This window comes from Nitrosomonas sp. Nm33, from assembly GCF_900107265.1.
Lineage (GTDB): Bacteria > Pseudomonadota > Gammaproteobacteria > Burkholderiales > Nitrosomonadaceae > Nitrosomonas.
In genome coordinates this window covers 1-21,454 of record NZ_FNPJ01000056.1, presented here as the reverse complement: position 1 = coordinate 21,454, position 21,454 = coordinate 1, and the positions used below count along the sequence as shown (strand labels likewise).

Here is a 21,454-nt window from a genome sequence, read left to right as displayed (position 1 = left end):
CCAGGCCAAAACAATCAGAAAAAAGGAAGGATGCTCCATCGAGCAGCTCTTTACCGCTTATGCACTTTAAATCATTTTATATGGGATCAGCTATAGTGGGTGATGGTGACGACACGATACAGGGAGATATCCTCGCACTCGACATCTCAGACAAATATGAAGATTTGCCGAAAAAGACACTGAAGCTCTTCGACTGGGTACTGAAGTACACCGATTTTCAATACGTTTACAAGATCGATGACGACTGCTACCTCAGTGTCGATCAATTTATCGATAGTTTGACCTATCGCAAGCACTTTTATTATGGCCGCGTTATCCAGCGTGGTGTAGGCAGCATGGATCGTGCTTGGCATCAACTAAAATCACACACCGAGTATGCACGCAAGACCATCGACAAATCCCCTGAGCCATCCACCTATGCCGATGGCGGTGGGGGCTATGTGCTCTCACGTCTGGCGATGGTTAAACTCCAGGAAGCGGCTCAGAGCGAAAAGGGACAAAGGCTGATCGCATGCTCCCTGATGGAAGATAAGCTGGTTGGTGATCTCTTGGCAATTAACGACATCTTACCCAACAATGAGGATTACGAATCCTACCAGCGGCGGCGTACTTTTAGTGAAGCCATTCCAGTGGGCATGTGGGAAAATACCTTCTTTCCTACGATGGACACGCCGATTGTCATGGCGCACATGGACACTGATCGCGATCATGTTTTTGTACGAGAGTTACGTGATATCGGGGGATTGTGGCCAAAGCGAGTATGGCCAACATCCTGTGGAATTCTTATAAATGCTAAATGGACGCCTGAAGGTACGATTGGGGCAAATCAACTCGAACTCTTGAGTACATCGATGCGATTGCAATCCATTGTCAGCGAGCCATTCGCAGTCGTCGGGGTAGTGCGCAATGAGATGCTGATGCTGCCCCATTTCCTCAATCACTACCGGCGCCTCGGCGTACGCGCTTTTTTTCTAGTAGATAACGTTTCTGACGACGGTACTCGCGAATACCTGTTAGAGCAGCCAGATGTCGCGCTGTTTTCCACTGATACTGAATATCGTTATTCTCACTACGGTGTTGCCTGGCAGCAGGCCATTCTGGGCAATTTCTGTATGGGTAAATGGGTTTTGCTAGCCGATGCTGATGAATTGCTGATTTACATAAATTGTGAGAACACATCCATCGAGGATTACTTGACTGTTCTAGAAGCGGATAACATCGACGCGGTGCGCGTGAACATGATCGACATGTATCCATTTGGTGATCTGGGTGGGGCTGATTTTTCTCGTCAATCGCCTTTTGATTCTGCGCCTTGGATGGATCGTAAACCCTTGCAAGCGTGGTTGCTTGGCTCGGGTTATTACTCGAACACAATGAGTTATACTAGTTCTCTCAGGCACAGACTGTCTCCTGACAGCGAGCCCGTTGCTTTTACGTCCCAAAAATACGCCTTGCTACGCTATCGTCCATGGATGAGAGTGAGTCGGGGATTGCACTACGCACAGGGATTGTTGAACGTGGCTAAGATGCCCGTCTGGTTTGCCCACTTCAAATACCACGCCGGTTTTAAGGCCAAGGTAAAAATGGAAGTACGACGTAATCAGCACTTTGATAACGCCAAGGAATACCGGCGTTACCTGGAAATCCTGGCTGAGAGCAAGGGTCTTTTCGGTGATGAAGGGATATCGCAGTGCTACGAGTCGAGTGGAAGTTTCACAAACTTAGAGTTTTAAAAGTATCTAAGTAAAAGTAAATGATTCATTGTCTCGGCTAAACCATAATGTAGCAAAAAAAGCCATATTTGGTTCAGTAAAAAAATGTACTCTGCATAATCAGGTGAATTTCTCAATAATTATTTTAATGCTTTCAATAATTATCTGTTTTGTCAATCATGAAGTGATATCTTACAAAGTCGTATCTGGCATTCACGAGTAACTAATCAGTAGTGATTGGAAAATGATCGTGATTGCTTTAACTCCAAAAGGGTATTGAGATATTGCAATAGAGAAGATTTAAAAATGAAATTCGATAGCTTATTGATTTTAACGTATGGTCGTACGGGCTCTACACTTTTATTAGGAATTCTGAACTCGATACCTGGAGTGTTGATTCGTGGCGAGAATATGAATATTTGTGCTGGTTTTTCACTAGCTTACAACTCGCTATGTCAAACATTGAAAGAACATAAAAATGATTCTTCTTCATCAATTGATCCATTTTTTGGCGCATTCATGCTAAATGAAGATGTTTTTCTGAATGATGTTAGGCTAGCATTAAGAAATCAATTAGTTCCGAAAGATTGCGAAAATATTCAATGCTGGGGTTTCAAGGAAATTCGTTATACTCCGCCCGAATTACGACTATCTGGGATTGTTAATATGATGGGATATCTTGATTTTCTGGAAAAACTCATGCCACGCCCAGCATTCATTTTTCTAACTCGAGATCATCAAAAAGTCTCTAAAAGTGGATTTTGGAGTGATCAGGAAACCATCAATGCAATAAAGTGGATGTCAACTTTCGAAGAACAAGCCTCAAATTGGAGCAAATACCGCCAAAACTGTTTCTGGATTGATTATGCAGATTTGATAGGTGATCGAAAGAATCTTAAATCACTTTTTAATTTTTTGGGTGCTGAATACGACGATGCTCGTATCTTGGAAGTGCTGGGCCGTGAACACAGCTATGCTGGAAAAGTCGAGAACCTTGGTAATGCAACACGAACAGAACGAAAATTCATGAAGTTACGGATTGAGGTAAATTCTGTTCCTGGTATGAATATTGCGTTGATCGATCATCGTCCCATGTGGCTTGCTGCAAATACACCATTCAAAATTGGGGGTATTATGTTGCCATCAGAGCAAGCATCTCCCATCGCCAGTTTGATAGTTGAAGGATGTGATAGTGCATTTGTGCGTACCTGCCTCCCATCGCCACGGTATTTTGAAAAGCATCCTAATAATCCTTATTCTGCAAGGGCTCGTTTCGAGATTACTGGCTTGAAGCTCTCCGGAGAACAGAAACTCAATATCTTCGTTAAATTTGCCGATCAAACCAAATATCAGATAGCCTGGATACTGACCGAATGAAGCGCTGGACTGTGATCAACATAACACTCCGTTTTATCTGCTCAGTCATTGTGCTGTTGCTGGCTATCTCTGCCAGTTTTGCCAGCGATAAGAAAGGAGTAGGCTTAGCAAATCTACAAGCACCGGAGCGTATCGCTGCCTTAAATGTAGCGTGGTATTACACGTGGAAACCTCAGCCTATTGAGGGTGCACCTATTGAGAAATTTGTTCCCATGATATGGGGTGGGAAACGATTGGATGCGGAAATTGCTGTGATGCGGGCGAACAGTAAAGTGCCGATACTGCTTGGTTTTAACGAGCCGAATAAAGTTGATCAATCCAACATGTCTGTGCAGAAAGCCATCAGAGAGTGGGCCAGATTGGAACCTCTGGCTGATCGCCTCGGATCTCCGGCACCAGCCGGAGTGCTCGGCCCATGGTTTGAGCGTTTTTATCATGAGGTACGAAAGAAGAAACTCAAGGTGGATTTTATGGCTGTTCATTTGTATAGCCCGCCAGACCCACAAAAGTTTCTGGCAAAGATTGATGCTGTTTATGAAAAATATCGCATACCTATTTGGATCACCGAATTCGCGGTAGCGGACTGGGAGGCGAAGAACAAGTCTGGTAGTAATTGCTATTCGGAGGAAGAAGTGCTCGTTTTTATGAGAGCAGTTTTACCTGAACTGGAAAAGCGATCGTACATTGAGCGCTACGCATGGTTCGGCGCAGGAAATTATTCACTGAGACATGAGGAGGTACGCACGTCGCGCTTGTTTGAAAAGGATGGCACACTTACACCTCTGGGGCGCTTCTACTCAGAGTTTCAATAACCCCACTCAGCAATTTATATGAATAAAAACACTAATACTGTTTGGCATCATGCTACCGTGACCCGCTATCGCCGTGAACAACTGAATAATCACCGCTCTGCCGCGCTATGGTTCACCGGTCTTTCCGGTGCTGGCAAATCGACTTTGGCTCATGCCGTAGAGGAGGAACTTTACCATCTGGGTTGTCGCACTTTCGTGCTGGATGGTGATAATGTCCGTCACGGTCTATGCTCAGATCTCGGTTTTTCAGCCGAAGATCGTACAGAAAATATCCGGCGCATTGCTGAAACGGCCAAACTCCTTACTGAGGCAGGCGTGATTGCTTTAACAGCCTTTATTTCACCTTTTCGCAGTGACCGGGAGAGGGCACGCAACCTCTTCTCGCATGGTGACTTTATTGAGATCTATTGTCAGGCTCCGCTGGAGCTCTGCGAAAAACGCGATGTGAAAGGTCTTTATCGCCGGGCTCGGGCTGGCGAGGTGAAGGAATTCACGGGCATTTCTTCACCTTATGAGCCGCCGCTCAACCCGGAATTGGTGGTTGCAACGGACAGTCTGCCTTTGGAAGACTGTGTAGCGCAAGTGCTTACAATGCTACGCGCACGCGAGGTGATTAAGCAACCCGAATAATGATGAGAGTCAATTTGGCAATAGGTACCCTATTTTCTGCTATCACCTTCCTGTTAGTTGCGACTTTGATTGAATAAAAAAGACACTTTTATTTCAGTAAATCCTTTACCGTTCGCGGTGAGCAGTGAGTAGTGAGCTTGTCGAACTGTCGAACCGCAAGGCAACTTGCATCGACCTTCGACACGCTCAGGCCGAACGGTATTTCAGCTTGCATTGGCCTTCGACTGTTCGACAAGCTCACAGCTCAGGCCGAATGGCTTTTTTGTAACCATTATACTGGAGCGATCTAGAAGGATAATTCTAGGATTTGTCCTAATATGAGAGGAGGAGAAGGTGACAGTAGATTACAAAAATGTTAGGTTGGGGGAAAATCAAACCGCCTATACATGGCTGTTGAATCGTTCCAGTAAAACCTTTCCCGTTCGCGGTGAGCAGTGAGCCTGTCGAACTGTCGAACCGCTAAGCAATTTATATCGGCCTTCGACTGTTCGACAAGCTCACAGCTCAGGCCGAACGGTATTTCAGCTTACATTGGCCTTCGACACGCTCAGGTCAAATAGCATTTTTGTAACCATTATGTTGAAACAGCTATGAGGTGATATCCATCAACAGGGAAATCTTAGGGAAATCCCGCTATTTCTTATCGAAGTGCAGTCGTGCACTCATTATGGTAAAGATAGCATCGTTTAATTTGAGGAACAATTACGGCCGAGAGTTACATTATGACGGGAAAAAAACAACTTTTGCTCATCGATCCGACCGGCAACCGAAACCTTTCTGAAGAAGAACGCGCTCTTTTACCAAGCGGACAATGGCAGCTTGTCACGGCCAGCGCTAACAATCCGGAAGCCATTACTCAATCGAGAGCTGTGCTTGTGCGCGCAGGCTTAGGGGGGGATCTTTGCAAGGTGCTCGAAGTCGTGAATGGTAAATTGACGCCGGGTAGTTGTTTGATTATTGCCACTCAACCTGACCAAGAGGAGCTTGCTCGGTTGGAGAAGCTGGCCAGGAATCTTGGCCTGGAGATCACGCAGCGATCGACTCAGTCAGGGCAAATACTGCTGCGCTTTGATTCTCGCCCTATCAGACCCGATCAGTTTACTGCTGCCATCAACCGCCCCACACAAGTACTGACACCAGTGCAACAGGATTTCCTGGGACTGGTGTTTGACGAAGCCTGGTATCTCAGCCGTCATCCGGTAGTTACCCATCTTATTAAGCAAGGCCTGTACGCCAATGCGGAAGCTTATTTCGTCGCCGAGAGTGCAAATGCTGGCCACTCCCCTGGACCTTTGGTCGATGTACCACTGTGTGATAAGCAAGGTGTGCCTGTCACCTTTCTTTACTATCTTACCAATTCAGCCTCCGTCTCGCCATGCTCAATGTTCGATGAAAGTTACTATCGGAACCGCTATCCCGACATCGCCGCTGGTATCCAGCAAGGTAAATTCGTTAGCGGCTACCATCATTTTCTCAAAAGTGGCTACAGAGAAGACCGCCGACCACATCCCTTTTTGTTGCCATTTAGCACGCGTATCAAGTTTGGGTTAACCGCAAGTGATATTCCACTGCAAGACTGGCTCGCTATATTGGAGGGGCGTACGGAAGCAGGCGTACTTTTCGACGTTGATTGGTACCGTGCTGTGTATCAGTCCGAACTTATCCGTCACGACCTGCTGCCGCACCGTCACTTCGCCCAACGGAACCTCTGTGGCAAGGCCGCATCATTGCCAGATTTTGACATGGAGTATTACCGCAACGCTTATCCTGACTTAGAAGATGTCGATGACCTGTTTTTGCATTATTTATATAAAGGTATTCAGGAAGAACGGCGGCCAAACGACTATTTTGATCCCCAGTATTACCTTAGTAACCATCCTGAGGTCGCGCGTGAAATCGCTGAACTTGGGCTACTTGGTTCTTTTGAACATTTTCAGTTAATCGGTGCCAAACGAGGTCTGCGCGCTCATCTGCCGCTGGCGCAAATCCTGGTACCGGAGCGCGAAGGCAAGGCCATCTTCGAGCGCCAGGCCGAACTCATTGCCGCTAATGTGCGCATGGGTTATAAAATCCGCCTGCCACAAGTTGCTCAACCGAAAGTATCAATCATCATTCCAGTCGTTGATAACTTTGCCTTTACCTTGCAACTACTTAAACAATTGTCGCACATCCTCGATGCCGACACCGAAGTCATCGTTGTCGACGCTGCTTCGAAAGACGAGACCCGCAAGCTGGAAGCGTACGTTGACAACGTTAATGTAATTCACCTTGATAAACGCGCCAGCTTTTCGGCCAACTGCAATCTCGGCGCACTGCTGGCCGGCGGCGAAACCCTGGTATTCATGAACAACGACATTACGTTAGAACCAGATGCGCTCGGAAATGCTATGAGCCGCCTGCATAGTGCTCCGGATATCGCATGCGTGGGGGGGCGAGTCATGCGTAGCCACGGGCTGGTACAGGAGGCAGGCAATGTCATTTGGTCCGATGGATCGACCAATGGCGTCGGCCGGGATAACCAGGCCAACGCTCACAACTTGCTTACTGTGCGCGATGTCGACATGTGTTCTGCCTGCTTTATCGCTGTCAAGCGCGATGTCTTTGGAAAAATTGGATGTTACGATGAAGCCTTCGATCCTGGTTACTGTGAAGATGCTGATCTTGCCTTACGCTTCTGGAAAGCGGGTTACCGTGTCGTCTATGATCCCACCGTAGTTGTGCACCACTATGAATACGGCAGCTATTCCAAAGGTCGCCCCCCCAGTACCTCTGCTGCGCTCATCCTTGCGCACCAGCAAATCCTGCGCCATAAACACGCCGATATTCTTAAGCAACAACCTGTTCCTGGGACACTCAGCGTGCTTTTTGCTGCTGATCGCCGTTATCGGCAGGGAAATACTATTCTTTTTATCGAAGATCGGCCACCGGAGAAACATCTCGGCTCTGGCTACGTGCGTTCAGTTGATATTATTCAGGGCTTGCGCGCCATGGGTCATAACGTGGTAGTGTGGGCGAGGAAGCGCGGTCATAACCAGCATGCTTGTTATCCCGATCTGGCTGGAGTGGATGTGGTGCACGCCGACGAGCATGTAAGCAGTCTTAGCCAGTTTCTGCAAGCCAATCACATGCTTTTTCAAACTCTCTGGGTCTGCCGAACTCACAACTTCAGCTTCTATTATCCCGACCTTATGGCCTGGAAAGCCGCGCATCCCGGGGGTCAACTTATCGCAGATACTGAAGCTCTGACCGCAATCCGTGAGATCGAACAAATGAGGGTGTTTGGTCTGGATCCTGCTTCCGCACAGGGAAAACTCAAGCAGGAAATAGCCTCTCTGGAGCTCGCTGATCGGGTTCTTACTGTGAGTCAAGCCGAGCAGAGCCTCATCCAGCAACAATTGCCCGATAAGGATTGTCGCCTGCTTGCTCATCAGGCTGACTGGCCACGCCAGCACCCTGTTCGCAAGGTGCGTAAGGCCTTTGAAGGCCGCAAATCTTTTGGTTTCCTTGGCGCGGTACATGGTTTCGAATCACCCAATTTGGATAGCATTATCTGGTTGTGCAATGAGTGCTTTCCACGCATCCGGCAACGCCTGCCTGATGTTACCTTGCGTATCGCCGGCTATTGGGATGAGCGCGTCCCTCACGGCCTGGTGCAATTCACCGATGGCATAGAGTGGTTGGGTGCGGTTGATGATCTAGACGACTTTTTTAGTCAGATTCGCGTTTTTCTTGCTCCCACCCGTTTCGCTGCCGGTCTACCGCAAAAAATCGCCAGCGCGGTAGCTCATGGGGTACCCTGCGTAGTTTCGCCTTTGCTGCAGCGGCAAATCGGCTGGGATGAGCAGGTTGGTTATCTTGCGCCTGCGAATTTGACGCCTGATGAGTATGCCGAATGCGCGGTTCAGTTATATAACGACGCAAGACAGTGGACACGGATACGCGAAGCGGGATTGTTGGCGGTAGAAAGAGATTTTGGGGAAAGAGCGTTTGTACGGATGCTGGAGAGGGCAGTAGCTTCGCCGCTATAATCCTGCTGGATACGCTGGGATAGATATATACTGATTAATTTTTGGGATTTAGAATGGCTCAGAAAGATAGTAAAAAGAAACCGAATGAGGTGATCGATACTGATCGTGGCGCGAATACAGCCGAAACGACTGGCATAACCAAGGTACAGTCTACTTCTTCTAGAATACAAAAACAAAATGTATTTATCTCCGGCAATATATCAGGGAAAACTGGCGAAAGGCTCTTTGGTTGCATTGATTCGATAGACCAGGCAGGAGTGAAGGGTTGGATAATAGATGTATCGGCTCCAAGCAAGCAAATCCGGCTATCAGCTTACATCAGGAAAAATAGAGTCGGTCAGGTCGTGGCAAATATATTCAGACCTGATATCAGCGAGATTGTCAAATCGCCAGCCTATTGCGGATTTCATTTGGAATGGGACAAAAATCTCCTTAAGGAAACCTTGAACGATATGGCTGATGACCAGCCTTGCCCGGTTCTGGTTATCCCTGAAGGTGAGGCTCTTGCGATTGCTATAACGGCCACCTTGATTCCATCCGTTCATGAAGCCAAATCCTGGCTTGGATCCGGTATACCAGATGGCTATCTGGAATGCATGGATGAGAACTTGGTTGTGATGGGGTGGGCGGTTGCTCCCAACCCGGATTCACCCGCGCTTGTCGAGTTGCGGCTGAATGGAGAGGCAGTTACACAGCAAACTGCTACACTCCCGCGCCCTGATTTTATAGGCAAGCATTCAGATAAACTGCATTCTGGCTTCAAGATTGCGTTGCCCCGTGCGTCATTATCGCACCTGGCATTTGAAATAGAGGCACGTGTCGATGGTTTTTTGCTTCCGAACTCCCCCATCAAGGTGGACTTCACGAACAAATTGACTATCAAGATACTCGGTATAAAAAATCAGGAAATACAAGCAGAGCTTACTGGATGGCCAGGAGCCGCGCTGGATGGGGAATTGCATGTCGATGGCAGATATTTTTCAACGATAAACTTCAAACCCTCATCGGAGAGTCAAGGTGGTACATACCATTGCGCTGGCCGTTTGGCGCTACCCCCCCAGTTTGCTGATGGCCAGCCCCATGTCTATTTTGTTTGCATTCGAGAAGGCGATGCCGTCGTCCGCAGCGATGCAAGAGTTATCGCATACCCCACCTATTCAGTTCATATTGATTGGGCCGATTTCAATCGAATAGTGGGCTGGGCATTCAGACATGATCGAAAAAATCCACTGACACTCGGTATCACCTCGCCAGAACGAATAAAGCGTACGTTCCAAACACAAATTACACGAGATGATGTCTTGTCAGCATTTCCAAATGCTATTGTAACCAGTGGTTTTGCATTGACTTTTCCCGTCACTCAACTGTCAGGAGCTATATCTTATATCCTTCAGGACGAAGAAACCGGCATTACCCTGGCAAGAGTCTCAGTCGCAAGCCCGTACGATGTTATGTGCGAGCTCGCTTATGACATGGCGAAATCGGACTCGGAAACTACTCGAGTGCGTCTGCAAACAGTGATGTCAAAGCTTGTTATGCGGTCTGGGGGCGGAGTCGAATTCACCAGCAAAACTATGCCGCCTCCACAGCGTGCTCAGTCGCCAGCTGAGATTGATGTCATTATTCCCGTCTACGGCGGTGTGGCTGAAACAATGGAATGCATTGAAAGCGTGTTGGCTGCTAAAAACGAGACTCCCTCGCGTATTGTGATCGTTAACGACTGTACCCCGGATTCTTTCATCAAGGACTACCTGAATGATCTCGAGAAGCGGGGTCATGAAAATCTTTTGATCATTCATCGCACCGTTAACGGCGGTTTTTCCGAGGCAGTTAACATTGGCATGATCGTTGCCGCAGATCGCGACGTCATCCTCCTTAATGCCGACACCGTTGTTCAATCCGGTTGGATTGATCGTCTCGTTTCATCTGCAAAAAGTGATCCTCACATCGGCACGGTCACGCCTCTGTCCAACAACGCGGAAATCTGCACAGTTCCCTATCAGTGCAAGTCACTTCCCGTTGCCAATGCTGCCTTGGCACAAGAGGTCGATCGCGTAGCGGCTACGGTGAATGCTGGAAAATATGTTGATATCCCCGTGGCTATTGGTTTCTGCATGTATATCCGACGCCAATGTCTCGATGAAATCGGCCTGTTTGATGCAGCAACCTGGGGACGCGGCTACGGCGAAGAGGTTGATTTTTGCCTCAAGGCGACTGCGCAGGGCTGGCGACATATCATGACCGGTGATACTTTTATTGTGCACCGGGGCAATGTCTCGTTTGGTGATGAAAAACTCGAGCGCATTAAGGAAAGCGCAAAAAAAATCAGTGCACGCTATCCTTTCTACGACCAATTAATTCAGCGATTCATCTCCGCTGATCCCGGTGCAACCATTCGCCGCGCCATTAACCTTGCACTCATTAATGCAGTTCTCCCCAGTAAGCGTATCCTGCACGTCACCCATGGATTCGGCGGTGGCACTGAGCAGTACATCGAGGACATGAGTGCTCTTAACATCGAGGCTGGCTATACTCCTATTGTGTTGCGCTTCAACGATACCGGTAAGTCAGAATTGGATATCGAGCTTACTGAAACCCGTCTTTCGGGCTTCTTTGCTGATCAACACCGCGAAATCTATTCCGAGAATGAAATCGAGGCGCTGAAAAGTGATATTGATAAACTGGGTATCGAACGCCTGCATCTGCATGCTCCTTTCGGTATGCCGATGCATTTGCTGGAATGGTTAACTGACACCTATCCTACAATAATTACAATTCATGACTACGCCTGGATATGCCCGAGAGTGACCCTCACCACCCCAGGAGGGCGCTACTGCCAGGAGCCACCGGTGGAGCAATGCAGGCGCTGTATTGACTTCTTTCAACCCCATACGGGCTTGCAGCACTTTGTCGAAGACGCACAAGGCGATATTGCCCAGTATCGGAAAGCTTTCAGTCGCATCCTGGCTAAGGCCGAAACTGTGATCGCAGGGGCCAGGGATGTCGTTCAGCGCATGGAGCATCATGGTATGCAGGCGGATTACAAGGTTGTGCCACACCCTACGCCCAGGGATTCGGTTTTCAACAAACAGGTTAAGGTCAACGAAGGTATTCCGAAAAATGGTATCGTCAAAGTAGCCTTGATTGGCGGCATTAGTGAAATCAAGGGGTATCATCAACTGGTAGAATGCGCCATGGAAGCTGAACGACGACGACTGCCCATCGAATTTATCGTATTTGGCAGAACTGTCGATGACAGTCAACTTGCGCGCTATTCGAATGTGACGATTCTAGGAGCGTACAAGGAGGACGAACTGGAGGAGCTGATGTTGGTGCATCAACCTCATTTGGCGTTCTTCCCCAATCAATGGCCTGAAACATTTTCATATACCCTGAGCCATGCTTTCAGATTTGGGTTGTGGCCGGTCGTGACAGATATGGGTGCGCCGGCAGAGCGGGTTAGGGCTGCAGGTTTTGGAACGGTACTTGAAGTTGCAAGGGGGGGGGATATTCTGGATGCCATCCTTGATTTAACAGTAACTGTACTATCGAATGAAAGTATTTCAAACTGCCCGAGCGGCTACACTATCACCTTAGAACAATATCTAGCTCGATGAAAAAAGACTTTATATGCCAGTCAAACTAACACAAGAACTGATCGCCAAGCTGCGCGAGCATGGTGTTTCCACTTTGCATATACCTGGAGTAATGCTACCTGAAAACACTGTGTTTGAACCACTATGCAGTATCAAATGGATGGATATCGCACATTCACTTCATCTAGGTGCTTTCAGCTATGCGGTAAGCGGATACTATTTCGGTTGCCGGATCGGGCGTTATTGTTCGTTTGGGGAGGAGATACAGATCGGTCGGCATCCTCATCCTATGCATTGGATAAGTACGTCCCCATTTTTTTATCAACCCTGCAATAATGTTTTGAATCAACCTTTGCCGGAAGGGGTCGATTTGCAACCACGCAATGATTTCATCAAAGATACTCCGCCAGTGACAGCAAGATTAACAATCATAGGTAACGATGTATGGATTGGGCATGGCGCCTTTATCTTGCCTGGGGTCACGATTGGTAATGGCGCAGTAGTGGCGGCGATGTCAGTGGTAACGAAGGATGTGCCGGAGTATGCGGTGGTAGCGGGTTCTCCGGCGAAGGTTGTGCGCTATCGGTTCCCAGAAAACCAAATTGAAGCTTTATTGGAAAGCAAATGGTGGGAATTTGCACCTTGGCAGCTAAAGGGTGCGCGAGTCGATGCTGTGCCAGCCTTTCTGGAGCAAATCCAAGCACTTCGATCGTCAGGAATGGAAGTCTACATGCCATCTAAGATTAATCTGCGTGATCTGGCAACAACTTGTACTGAGTAATAGAGAATAAAACATGAAAATCATTTTTCTTCATATTCCCAAAACTGCCGGCCAATCTATCCATGCTGCATTGGTCAATACCTTTGGTAAGGAGGCTGTGTGTCCAGCACGGGTCAATGATCAGTTACGGCAGTTTTCAATTTCAGAATTGAATCGTTATCAGGTATTTTCAGGGCATTTGGATTGGTCACTGCTTGATTGCATTAAGGGCCCAAAGTACGTCTTCACCGTCTTGCGTGAACCAATGGACAGGATTCTTTCTTTTTACTTCTATACTCGCAATCAAGGAGAGAACCTTTCAGTAGAAGAACGGGTAAAACCGGAGCGTCAGGGAATTAAAGCGGCTTTTGAATTGAATCCCAGAGAATATTTCCTTGGCGGCCCGCCTCATCTAAGAAATTTCATCGATGATCATTACGACAACTTCTATAGTTATTATTTTGCCGGTCGACGCTATAGATGCCGCAGTGAACTGGCTGGACTAATCAATCGAAAGGAGTTTTCCCAAGCTGATATTGTACGGATGGCGATGGATAATTTGAGTACACTCGACGACGTATTTGCTGTAAGCAATATGGCAAGCGTTTTTGGGGCTATTCAGGAAATCAGTGGTGCATCGATATCGGAATCGGAAGCTGAGCAATATCGAGTCAATGTTAATACCAAAGTTGCAGCAAGGGATCGTCTGGATCGCTTAAAGGCTCTCGGAGCCGATGAAGTAACTTTAAAGCGATTGCAAGATTATTGCACAATGGACAACAAAATTTGGGCTTTATACAATGTAAACTAAAACGTTTACTCGCATAAAGAGAGCTCGTGAACTTTATCATGGTGGAGGGTAACTTAATGAGAGAAATGACGCAGTATGTGTATGGTCTTGCCCTGATCTGGTTTATAGCCACTGGAAGTCATGCCGAGTCGTTGTCAACTCAGGCGTTCCAATTAAAGGGGGGGCAGTTAAGTTACCTTGAACGAAATGAGGTTTATTCGGCATGGAACGCAAATGATCCAACCGCAGTCTTGAAACCTGGCATGAAGGTAATGTTCTTTGGTCGAGCAGAAGGCTGCAATTCGCGTGCTGGCAATGGTCCAGTTAAAAACTACGGGAGCTCCCAATTCAGCCAGGCGTCTGAACTCACTGGTATCCCATTGGCTCGAGAGGGAAAAGGTGGGCGTTGGGCACCAAGCGGAGATACAGCACATTGTGAAAAATCAGTTCATGCCGAAGTAGCGGATACGTTTGTGCATGTGAACAAAGATCCTGTGCATGGTGGAATCGGGATTTTTACATTTACGGGGCCAGATCAAACTGGCCATTCCTCGTTTTTTCGCCCATACTCTAAGCGAGGTAAGAATGAAAAAGGAATCAATGCCAGCATTGAGGGCGCATTCGTAATGTTCCGATTTGACTGGAAAAAAGAGAATGCTGTGCGTCCATGGGCAACGGGATCGGAGGTGGTTGATCAACGCAAAGTTGAGTTTAGAACTGTTCAGAATGTAGCGACGCTTTCTTTGGGAGAAGAAATTACCACAAATACAAGCGATCCAATGCAAGCAAAACAACAGCTTATATCCTCATTTATTAATCGGTCTTGCTTTCTCGAAACGAAAAAAAAATGCCAACTTCAATACCTGTTTAATACAGCCGTATATCGAAATGGTATAACGAATTGGGATTCTGTTAAGTGGTTCAAGGAGGGAGGAGTGTTTTTAGATCCGGGACAAAAGGGAATGCCAGTGGTTCGTGGACCCATTAAACGAAGAGGTGAGACCATAAAAGATTCTCAATCTGGATTAACACTTTACTCATCTCTAGGCGAACCGACACAGCACATGGAGTTCCGAGACAAGGTATTTCGAATGCAAGTTTCTTTTGCTCAGTTGAAAAATGCTCTTACGATTATCACCGCTAAACTTTTGAGAAAACCCCCAAATCAAATTTCATCCGAGGATTTATCCTCAATATTCGGGTCGCGCTGGGATGATCCTTCCGAGTGGCTTTTGCTTTCTGTCGGTATAGGTCAAGAAATTCATAACCCTGATGAGAACGTCAGAGTTTTCTTAGGAGGTGGAGTACGTGAGATCCAAGTACATTCAGTAATAAACTGACAACTATAACAGTTTCTTGGCAAGCTCAGATGACTCTATGATGGCAGCGTCAATTTACCTCGTAACTGCCAAAGTTATTTAATGTGAGTTTGACATAAGAAAAGCTGTAAAAGAAGCTTGAATTCCTTATGATGAAGCGATTTTTGAAAAGAGTTTCATCACTAGAGGAGTCTTCTGATAGATACTATAGCGATTTTTGTGCGATTGACGGCTTATGTCAGGGGCTTGAGCCGTAACCAAGAGGATTGCTGAGAGCGTAAATAACGACGGGCAATGTCGATGACCAGAATGTGCGCACATCTTGGAACTCCAGAACATCATTTGGGACGAAAAAGGCCCAGCGTATATCAGGCAATACTGATGAATGTTGAGATTGCAACTAAACAGAAGTATTGGATAAGCATGATCGAGCCAGTTTTATCCGTCAATTAATTCAACAGTATCTGGTATAGAACTAGTAACTATGCACCACATCTGCCTATTTAATACTCGCTAAGCATCGATGCAGCTTTACGCCAAAAACATCCTTCGAAAAGTTAGTCCAATCAGAATCTAGCTTGGTCTCAATTTCGATTACCCGCTTGTACTTGATATGATTCGATAGAATCAATCAACTCAGTTAAGAGATAATTTATCTTAACTGGCGACAGAGGAATAAATATAAGGAAGAGAAATTCGAAGAAATTTAAACTGGAAAATTTATACCCCGGATTCTCCGCTAGGAAAATTTTTAACAGAGAATCCGGGCTAACTGCAATTATCTATTGAGAAGTGGCTGACTCAAATTACTCCTCACTTTTCAGCGTTTGTTTTATTTCTCTTGCAGCAGTGGTAGTTTTCATCACGACTGCAATATTATTTAAATAACAAGTTAGTTAATCATTCATGCCCGCGGTACCGACACCACCTTTTGAAGACGTCACTGTGACGAAAGCCGGCGGCACTGCAATACTGGGAACAGACACCACATATTGACCAGCGGTTTTGGTCCGCCGCATTGGGAAAGTATTTTGTCCTATTTGCAGCGTAAGTTCAGGAGGAATATCACCCGCCGCAGTTGGGCTTATCTTGTCGCTTGAGATGGCTACCACTTTTAGCGTTTGCGCTTTTGGAGCCCAGCTTACTGATTGAATGGTCACTACATCGACGACATTGACGGCTTGCGTATTACTCCCAGCAGCGTTTGATGCGGTGACGGTTAACTGGGTGGGTACAGGGGTGTTATTGAGTGCAGCGAACGTGCCACGTTTAAAGAATGTCTTATCACCATCAAATGTCATTGCACCATCTTGAATGGCTTTAGGTAGACCACTGAGCGTAATGGTTGCAGTGGGCGGTGCTTTTACCCAGGTATTGATACGAACTGCAATGTTGCCCGTGGTAGGTTTAATTCTACGAGTGTAGGTTGCACGTACTGATTCAATTCCCGGCGGGACATCAGCCTCATTAAAAATTTTGCCTAGTACCGAAAATAAGTTAGTTTGCACAAAATTATGACCTGCTCCGTCTAAATCTACACCAGCAGGGGCTTCAATACGGAAAAAATTAATACCGCAATGACCACCGACTACTTTATGATTGACAGCAGGATCACCGATAAAGCCAGCTGGTGCAGCAGGAGGTATGGCGGGATCCCAAGTTAAGAAAGGGCCAACTTCACCGCTTAATGCGCCATCAAACGGCGTAGGGCCACCAATATCGCGCGTGACATTAATGCCTTTAATACCGGCCGTTGCGGTGTAAACTTCCGGTTGGCAACCATTGAGTTCAGATAAAGCGGGGTGCCATATTTTATAATCACCATCGACAGGCACATCGACTCGGATGCGGACACGCCCAAAGGTAATTTGATCATTTGGAGCAGGATCTCCTGAAGCATAGGCAGCTTCCAAACCCAATACTAAATCAGCTTGTCCGCCGCCAGCCAAATTTAAAGTGGAGGTAGCTCTCCACCAAAATGCTTCTGCACCAAAGCCGCTCGTTTCGGAAGTAGTATTGCCTGGTATCACCGGGTCAAAAAAACAAAGACCGGTAACTCCATCACCATCTAAACATAATTCCAAGGAAACACCCTTGGCATCAGAATACGAGGAAGGGAAATTAGTAATAGGATTTATTAATCCTTTACCGGTTAATGCTGATTTTGCAGGTTGTATCCCCAGGCCGATCAGTGCTACTACAAGTGTGATAGCGATATAAAATTTTTTAAGCATGTGAATAGGCTCCATCTGAATTAATGATTTTCGGTTATTGATCTGGCCAGATCGGGTTTCAACTACCAAATTAGATTTATAGCAATAAACTTGATGCATGAGTAAAGCCACGGTAGTTAGTGACTTCAACCATTACTTGGCCGAGTCAGAGATTATTGATTTTTGAAGAGAATTAGAATAAGCAAAAGCCTTAATTTGACCTAAAGATTATGCTTAAAACAGTATGTTGATGACTTATTAAAATGTCATAAAACAACGGCAATGGCTTATCAGAGTGGAAGATTAACAAGTAACTCCATGGAATGGAACGATCATTCTGCGTCGTTGCATCTTGCCCTGCATTCGCACGTGCACTTCATACCGTCCAATTGAGAAATCTAAGTTAAAACAAAAGTAAGCTGCTTTTTGATCGCTCAGTAGCGAGTTTAATCAAGTATTCGGCTTTATGTATATTGCATACCCGAAAGAAAAGGGTATATTCTTCCTATACGGAACAGCTGAGCGCGAAGAATCGTTCAAGCTGCTGCAAGTCAATACCAAATCAGAAACCACAGTAGGAGAAGATCGCGGCTATAATACTGATCTGATGCGCACATCAGGGAATACAGGAGTTGAGCATAATCCCACACGTGACTGCCAAACGCAAAGGCAGTGCTGTACCGGATGACATTTGTCAAAGTGAAGGTTATGCGATCAGCCTGAAAATTTTCGCAAGCGATTCGAAGAAATATTTGACTGGATGAAGGCAGTAGGTGGAATGCGCAAGCTGGAACTGAACGGGCAAGAAAAAATCAGCGGACAGTTGAGGTTCGTTGCAGCCATTTATAATTTGATGCATATTGGAAGCCTAACTGGTTGATGGTCAGGTTTTATGTACTTGGAGGTAATACACCAAAATCCGCCAAAAGTGTGGGGAGAAGGATAAAAAGTCAGAAATTATAAAAAATTTGAACAAAAATTGCTCAAAGAACGAGTGACTTTAGAAAAAATAGCTTCAAGAAAATAACTGAAATACTTCCAGTTCTTTAAAAACACACTTTCAAAGTGAAAAAGTGCTAAGTTTTTCAACGTTCTGCTAGACGCTAAAACATATGAATAATATTTCTGTTTGTTCTATTGTAGATTTGTTCGGCGACAAAAACAAACATGCCGCCGAGGAAGCTGGGATTTGTGGTGTGGATGTTGTCACAGGGGAGGGCTCCTATAGTAGGTCGCGCGCCATTTTGTTTGGCAAAGAAAAAGCGCGATTCAACCTAAAGCAGTATGATCGAGCTATGAAGGCGACGACGCAGCACTGTAGACCTGTTTATAGGGTGTCGCTACGCGATGCTGTTATAACTGGGCAGGGCACGTTAATTACCCGGAATGCCAAGATGGTGCGAGAGAGTGCTCAAGAATTACTTGGACCACGCCGCACACTTACTGGCTTTGACTCTGCTGATGGTGCATGTTTTAGCCTGAAATCATTGCCAACTCGGCACATCGATAGCCCGTGTCTTCTGGTCAAACGGTCGTGGTGGAGAAACTATGGCCACTGGCTTGTAGATGGGGCAGCTCTTCTTGCATTGGCCTCGGCAGTACGCATGCCTTCGGATTGGCATATTGTCATTGGCGCGCACGAGAGCAAATCAATGCGTGCGGTTATGCTAGATACGATCAAGTTAATTGCTCCAAACATTCCGGTGCTGGAGCATCGAGACGACGAGACATGGACATTTTCACAGCTTAATTATATTACACCAGTCCATGTTCCATTAATATTATTTAAGTCTCCCGAGGCTATGTCCTCACTGCGTTCGCTTTTGTTGCACCAACAGCTGTCAAAGGAAGGTACTCGACGTCTGTTCGTCGCACGTAAGGCTGGTGGTAAACGCGACCTGAGAAATCAAGAGGACCTGATCCATGAATGCAGTAGGCATGGATTTGAGGTAATCTATCCGGAACACTACAGCATCTATGAGCAGGCAAAAATATTCAGTTCCGCTGAGGCTATTATTGGGGTAAAAGGTGCGGCGCTCACAAATATTATGTTCTGCGCTAGACCAACCGGCATCATGGTATTGAGTCCAGCAGACTGGCCAGGTGGATTTTTTTGGGATATTGCGGGTCAGTCTCAATTACACTACCTGGAAGTTTTTGGTAACTTGGATAGTGACAAAGCACCGATTGGCTCCAATCCCTTTCGAATTGACATGGAGGATTTCAGGAGCGCGCTAAACCTACTGATAAAACTGATAGATAGTTCGGGCAAGCTACGTACCTAAAATGCTATGGTGCAATACTGTGCTCTTAGCGAGGTGAGTATGTCGGAGCGGAAAAATGGGTTTGTCCATGATCACCTTCCTGGTGACGCTTCACACAATATTGAGCTACGTCAGCGCTCACGCTTTCAGACTGAAAAAGTGCCAAGTTTTTCAACGTTCTGCTAGACACTAAAACATATGAATAATATTTCTGTTTGCTTTATTAGAGATTTGCTGGGCGACAAAAACAAACGTGCCGCCGAGGAAGCTGGGATTTGTGGCGTGGATGTTGTCACAGGGGAGGGCTCCTATAGTAGGTCGCCCGCTATTTTGTTTGGCAAAGAAAAGGCGCGATTCAACCTAGAGCAGTATGATCGAGCTATGAAGGCGACGATGCAGCCCTGTAAACCTGTCTATAGGGTGTCACTACGCGATGCTGTTATAACTGGTCAAGGCGCGCTAGTTACACGGAATGCCAAGATAGTGCGAGAGAGTGCCCAAGAATTACTTGCCCCCCGTCGCCCACTTACTGGCTTTGACTCTGCTGATGGTGCGAGTTTTAGCCTGAAATCATTGCCGACTCGGCACATCGATAACCCGTGTCTTTTAGTCAAACGGCCATGGTGGAGAAACTATGGCCACTGGCTTGTAGATGGGGCCGCTCTTCTTGCACTGACCTCAGCGATACGTATGCCCTCGGATTGGCATATTGTCATTGGCGCGCACGAGAGCAAAGCAATGCGCGCGGTTATGCAAGATACGATCAAGTTAATTGCTCCAAATATTCCGGTGCTGGAACATCCAGACGACGAGACATGGACATTTTCACAACTTAACTATATTACACCAGTCCAGGTTCCACCCGTGTTTAAGTCTCCCCAGGCTATGTCTTCTCTGCGTTCGCTTTTGTTGCACCAACAGCTGTCAAAGGAAGGCACTCGACGTCTGTTCGTCGCACGTAATACTGGAGATAAACGCAACCTGAGAAATCAAGATGACCTGATCGATGAATGCGGTAGGCATGGATTTGAGGTAATCTATCCGGAACACTACAGCATCTATGAACAGGCAAAAATATTCAGTTCCGCTGAAGCCATTATTGGCGTACAAGGAGCTGCGCTCACAAATACTATATTTTGCACTAGACCAACCAGCGTCATGGTATTGAGTCCAGCGGACTGGCCGAGTCGATTTTTTTGGGATATTGCGGGCCAGTCTCAATTGCACTACCTGGAAGTTTTTGGTCACTTGGATAGTGACGGGGCGCCGCGTAGCTCCAATCCCTTTCGAATTGACATGGAGGATTTCAGGAGCGCACTAAACCTACTACTAGAACGGATAGATAGTTCAGGTAAGCTATGCGCTTAATTCATAAGCAAATCGAAGAAATATTTGATTAGGATAAAGACAGTAGGTGGAATGTGCAAGCTGAAACTGATTGGGTAAGAAAAAATCAGCGGACAGTTGAGATTCGTTGCAGCCATTTATAATTTGATGCACATTGGGAGCCTCTAACTGGTTGATGGTCAGGTTCATACACACATGCACATAGAGACAATGTGTCCAAGATCCGCTGAAAATATGCGGATAGGGTAAAAAAATCAGAAATTACAGAAAATTTGAATAAAAACTCCTTAAAAAATGAGCAACTTTAGAAAAAAATAACTTCAAGAAAACAATGAAAATACTTGCGTCCCTTTAAAAACACAATTTCAAAGTAAAAAAGTGGCAAATTTTTCAACGTTTTGCTAGATGAGCTGCTGTCGATTTAGTGCCAGTTGTTGAGAGAGTATCTGCATCATACGTCAGTGCATGAATGGGTGTAAATTTTGTGGTGATGGAACGAATCCAACTTCAGGTGATATGTGTTGTCAAATATGGAGTCCATATGATTAAGCTGCGAGTTGATTTGCATAGTATCGCTGTGTAAATTCTGCTGGCGATAGGTAACCT

13 protein-coding genes are annotated in these 21,454 nt (G+C 46.3%); 12 read left to right on the top strand and 1 reads right to left on the bottom strand.

What is annotated here, in order from left to right:
- The 9 genes from BLV54_RS11115 to BLV54_RS11075 form a co-directional block, all read left to right on the top strand.
- On the top strand, positions 1–1,733 hold a 1,733-nt coding region (locus BLV54_RS11115; protein WP_218132380.1), incomplete at its 5' end, for a glycosyltransferase family 2 protein.
- A gap of 285 nt (positions 1,734–2,018) precedes the next feature.
- Entirely contained in the window at positions 2,019–3,089 is a 1,071-nt protein-coding gene (locus BLV54_RS11110; RefSeq protein ID WP_090571675.1) for a sulfotransferase, read from the top strand.
- Complete coding sequence (locus BLV54_RS11105; protein WP_090571673.1) at positions 3,086–3,901, top strand: glycosyl hydrolase; 816 nt, start codon at positions 3,086–3,088, stop codon at positions 3,899–3,901. Before BLV54_RS11110 ends, BLV54_RS11105 begins: the two co-directional genes overlap by 4 nt.
- Positions 3,902–3,919: 18 nt before the next feature.
- Positions 3,920–4,531, top strand: a complete 612-nt coding sequence (gene cysC / locus BLV54_RS11100) for an adenylyl-sulfate kinase (RefSeq protein ID WP_090571671.1) — start codon at positions 3,920–3,922, stop codon at positions 4,529–4,531.
- Between the two features lie 722 nt (positions 4,532–5,253).
- Positions 5,254–8,559, top strand: a complete 3,306-nt coding sequence (locus tag BLV54_RS11095) for a glycosyltransferase (protein WP_090571669.1) — start codon at positions 5,254–5,256, stop codon at positions 8,557–8,559.
- A 53-nt stretch (positions 8,560–8,612) separates the two neighbouring features.
- The gene (locus tag BLV54_RS11090) at positions 8,613–12,176 is read left to right on the top strand and encodes a glycosyltransferase (RefSeq protein ID WP_090571667.1); all 3,564 of its coding nucleotides are present in this window, start codon (positions 8,613–8,615) and stop codon (positions 12,174–12,176) included.
- 13 nt (positions 12,177–12,189) lie between these two features.
- Positions 12,190–12,936 carry a CatB-related O-acetyltransferase gene (locus tag BLV54_RS17115; protein WP_090571665.1) on the top strand — a complete coding sequence of 249 codons (747 nt, stop codon included), beginning with the start codon at positions 12,190–12,192 and terminating at the stop codon, positions 12,934–12,936.
- 13 nt (positions 12,937–12,949) lie between these two features.
- Positions 12,950–13,726 (top strand): sulfotransferase family 2 domain-containing protein, encoded by a 777-nt coding sequence (locus BLV54_RS11080; protein ID WP_090571663.1) that lies wholly within the window; start codon positions 12,950–12,952, stop codon positions 13,724–13,726.
- A 26-nt stretch (positions 13,727–13,752) separates the two neighbouring features.
- The gene (locus tag BLV54_RS11075) at positions 13,753–15,045 is read left to right on the top strand and encodes a hypothetical protein (protein ID WP_143032490.1); all 1,293 of its coding nucleotides are present in this window, start codon (positions 13,753–13,755) and stop codon (positions 15,043–15,045) included.
- An 875-nt stretch (positions 15,046–15,920) separates the two neighbouring features.
- Here the strand turns inward: BLV54_RS11075 and BLV54_RS11070 are convergent.
- Positions 15,921–17,258 carry a hypothetical protein gene (locus BLV54_RS11070; protein WP_143032489.1) on the bottom strand — a complete coding sequence of 446 codons (1,338 nt, stop codon included), beginning with the start codon at positions 17,256–17,258 and terminating at the stop codon, positions 15,921–15,923.
- A 445-nt stretch (positions 17,259–17,703) separates the two neighbouring features.
- Between BLV54_RS11070 and BLV54_RS11065 the strand changes: the two genes are divergently transcribed.
- From BLV54_RS11065 to BLV54_RS11055, 3 genes are all read left to right on the top strand, one after another.
- A complete protein-coding gene (locus BLV54_RS11065) occupies positions 17,704–17,925 on the top strand; it encodes a hypothetical protein (RefSeq protein ID WP_090571657.1) in 222 nt (73 codons plus the stop codon).
- Positions 17,926–18,349: 424 nt separating this feature from the next.
- A complete protein-coding gene (locus BLV54_RS11060) occupies positions 18,350–19,522 on the top strand; it encodes a glycosyltransferase family 61 protein (RefSeq protein WP_090571656.1) in 1,173 nt (390 codons plus the stop codon).
- 177 nt (positions 19,523–19,699) lie between these two features.
- Entirely contained in the window at positions 19,700–20,869 is a 1,170-nt protein-coding gene (locus BLV54_RS11055; RefSeq protein WP_090571654.1) for a glycosyltransferase family 61 protein, read from the top strand.
- The last annotated feature ends 585 nt before the right edge of the window (positions 20,870–21,454 follow it).